Raw genomic sequence first — 3,555 nt, 5'->3', positions numbered from 1 at the left:
TGATTTATCCAGAGAATTTGAGAAGATTAAAGGCAATCGCAATAAATTACTAGAATTTCACAAAAAGATTGCTAATTTATATTTTCTTGATCCTGCCTGTGGTTGCGGCAATTTTTTAATTATTACCTATCGTGAGTTACGGGATTTAGAGATTTTGGTATTACAGGAATTAAATAAAACGGGACAGTTAGTAACAGATATTAGTGCTATTATTCAGGTAGATGTGAATCAGTTTGCGGGTATTGAATACGATGAGTTTGCGGTAAGAGTTGCTGAGGTGGCAATGTGGTTAATTGATCATCAGATGAATATTAAGGTTAGTAATACTTTTGGTCAGTATTTTGTGCGTTTACCGTTGAAGAAAGCGGCAAAGATTGTTAATGGAAATGCTTTGCGGATTGATTGGGAGGAAGTTATATCAAAAGAGAAGCTCAATTTTATTTTAGGAAATCCTCCTTTTGTGGGGCATCATTACCAAAATTTTGATCAAAAAGAAGACTTAAAGTTAGTTCTTGATAAAATCATTGGATCAGGGGTTATGGATTATGTATCAGCATGGTTTTATAAATCTGCTCAATTTATTCAAAACACAAAAATTAAGGTGGGATTAGTCGCGACTAATTCTATTTCTCAAGGGGAACAATCATCTATTTTATGGAATGTTTTAATAAACGAATTTAATATCAGTATTCATTTTGCCCATAGAACTTTCAAATGGAGTAATGAAGCTAAAGGTAATGCTGCGGTTCATTGTGTGATTATTGGATTTGCTAGTTTTGAAGCTAATGAAAAATATATATTCGACTATCAGACTATAACCAGTGAGCTGCTTTTAATAAAAGCCAAAAATATTAATCCTTACTTAATCAATGCAAACAATATTCTGGTTTTTAATCGAAAATATCCTCTCTGTAATGTCCCTAATATGATGTATGGAAATAAGCCAACAGATGGAGGTAATTTTATTTTATCCGAAGAAGAAAAAAATACTCTTGTCTCAAAAAATCCTTTGTTAATTAAATTTATCAGACCTTTTATTAGTGCTAGAGAATTTTTAAATGGTGGTAAAAAATGGTGTTTGTGGCTACTCGATATTAAACCCAATGAACTCAAGAATATACCTGAAATTTTGGAGCGTGTGGAAGCCGTGAAGCAATTCAGATCAAAAAGTATTGCAGCTTCAACCCGAAACTATTCTTATCATTGTTTATTTCGACAAATAACGCAACCCAAATCAGACTATATTCTTGTACCTAGAACTACGTCAGAAAATAGAAAATACATTCCCATTGGCTTTTTTACGGCTGATAATATCGTCAGTGATACTTGTCAAGCTATTCCGAACGGCGATTTATATTTATTTGGTATTCTTACTTCAGAAATGCACATGGCATGGGTTAAATATGTGTGTGGCAGATTAAAAAGTGATTATCGTTACTCAAAAGATATTGTTTATAATAACTACCCTTTTCCTGAAACTGCGACCGAAAAACAAAAACAAACCGTCGAGACTTGCGCTCAAGCTGTACTAGATACAAGGGCAAAATATCCCGATAGTAGTCTTGCGGATTTATACGATCCTTTAACCATGCCTCCTGACCTGATCAAAGCTCACCAAAAACTTGACAAAGCCGTTGATTTGTGTTATCGTCCCCAACGCTTTACCAGTGAATTAAATCGTATTGAATACCTCTTTGAACTCTATGAAAAATTAACCGCTCCCTTACTCTCTACCAGCAAACAAAAAGCCAGGAAACGAAAAAATTCTCAATAACCGAAAATGCTTCAAGAAATTTTGCTTGTGCCAAGGCTCTGCCTTGGCACAAAATACTAAATCCGGTTATTAAAAACTGATTATTTATTCTCCCTCTTGCATGAGTGCCTCTCCTCATAAGTAGGGTTTGCGGCAAAAAGTTTTTCGTGGGGGCAGGGTGTGGGGTTTTACCGATTTTGAGGGGGTAAATTACCTAATTTTCAGGGAAAAAGTCCCGGAATTTTCCCCCCGATCACTCCCCGGTCCGGTAATTTTTGATGGGAAAAAAGTCTAAAAGTCTTATCCAGCAAGGTTTTTAGATTTATTCAGCCAGCCCTAATTACTGATTGGGTGTCACCTGATCGATAACCTTGAGAGTCCCATCATCCTTGACAGTCCAGACATCGTAACTACCGACCACATCGCCATTTTCATCGATATCCACATTGCCACTGGCTCCCTGATAGTTAATATCCTCGCCTTTGCGAATCATTTCCATGGCTTGACAAGCATCGGTTACTTCCGTCCCCGGACCGTTAGCCACCTCACGAATCTTGCTTTGAATCCCTTCACCAGTGTTAGATTTAGCCGCCTCGGCCGCTAACATCAATAAAACCGCCGCGTCCCAAGTATGGGGAACAAAAGCGGTGACATCCTTGCCGGTCTTTTCTTTCCAGAGAGTAGTAAAAGCACTTAAAGCTTGACCGTCGGCCCCGGGGACCGTGCCTAGGGACCCCGCAATAATTGACTTACCATCGGTTCCTTTCCCCACCTGTTTGGTGAAATCTTCCGAAAAAACCCCATCGGTGAGGAGGACGGTAACTCCTTTGGTCAATCCCTGTTTATAGGCCGCTTGCAGTAATAAACTGCCCGTTTCAGCGTAAAGGACTGCCGCTACAGCATCCGGTTGGTTAGCGAAGGCAGCCGCCGCTTCACTATCGAGAGTGGCAGCTTTCGGGTCATAACGGACGGGATTTTGCTTATTAGTGATAGTGCCGCCTAATTTATCGAAAGCGCTCACGAATTCCCGTTCAAATCCCACTCCGTAATCGTTATTGATCACGACGGTGGCCACATTTTGAAAACCCCTTTTCTTAGCTAGGACCGCTAAAGCTTGAGCTTGGTAGGTGTCCGGGGGAGCCGTCCGCGCCCAAAAACCTTGAAAATCGCCTTTTTTCGCCCTGTCAGTAAATACAGGACTGGTGCTACCCGGAGAGACTAACATAACTTTATTTCTCACCGCCACATCGACGGCTGCTCCTGAGACGCTACTGGCAAAGGAACCGATCACACCGGCTACTTTATCCACCTCCGCTAGTTTCGTCATCGCTGAAGCACCGGCGGCGGGATCGGTTTGGTCATCTTCTTTCACGAGGGTGACTGGTTTGCCATTGACTCCACCACAGGCATTGATAGTCTCTACCGCTAGGGCGGCTGCTTCGGGCATATTTTGACCAATAGCGGCTAAATCTCCGGTAATGGGCAGTAAAGCCCCTAATTTTAAGCCCTGATCCCCGGGGGCAGTGGTGGTGGGGCTAGAGGCGTTGTTATCTGGGGTTTGGGCATTATTACAAGCGGTTAAAAAATTAGCTAAGAGGCTGATGCTCAGGGTTAGGGCTAGGGGCGATCGAATATATCTCTGCATGGCGGTAAGATCAAGGTTGACATCCTCGCCGCCGTAAAACGGACGGCGATTCCTCACCACGCCACTTTTTTAGGGTGGTCGCTGAACGGGGTTGACGCAGATAGCGAAAAACGCTTAATTGCTTAAGTCTGACACTTTCGACCCGTCCGTTTTCAGT

2 protein-coding genes are annotated in these 3,555 nt (G+C 41.7%); one reads left to right on the top strand and one right to left on the bottom strand.

Features of this window, described 5'->3' with window-relative positions; genetic code table 11:
- Positions 1-1,774 (top strand): class I SAM-dependent DNA methyltransferase (locus tag IM479_RS01730; RefSeq protein ID WP_287699072.1); only part of this gene is annotated, 1,774 nt, incomplete at its 5' end.
- Between the two features lie 319 nt (positions 1,775-2,093).
- Here the strand turns inward: IM479_RS01730 and IM479_RS01725 are convergent.
- A complete protein-coding gene (locus tag IM479_RS01725; RefSeq protein ID WP_286825613.1) occupies positions 2,094-3,398 on the bottom strand; it encodes an ABC transporter substrate-binding protein in 1,305 nt (434 codons plus the stop codon).
- Positions 3,399-3,555: the final 157 nt, after the last annotated feature.

Origin of the sequence: Microcystis sp. M165S2 (assembly GCF_020245885.1) — a bacterium.
Classification (GTDB): domain Bacteria; phylum Cyanobacteriota; class Cyanobacteriia; order Cyanobacteriales; family Microcystaceae; genus Microcystis.
The sequence above is the reverse complement of the archived record's forward strand: the minus strand, read 5'-3'. Positions and strand labels throughout refer to the sequence as shown.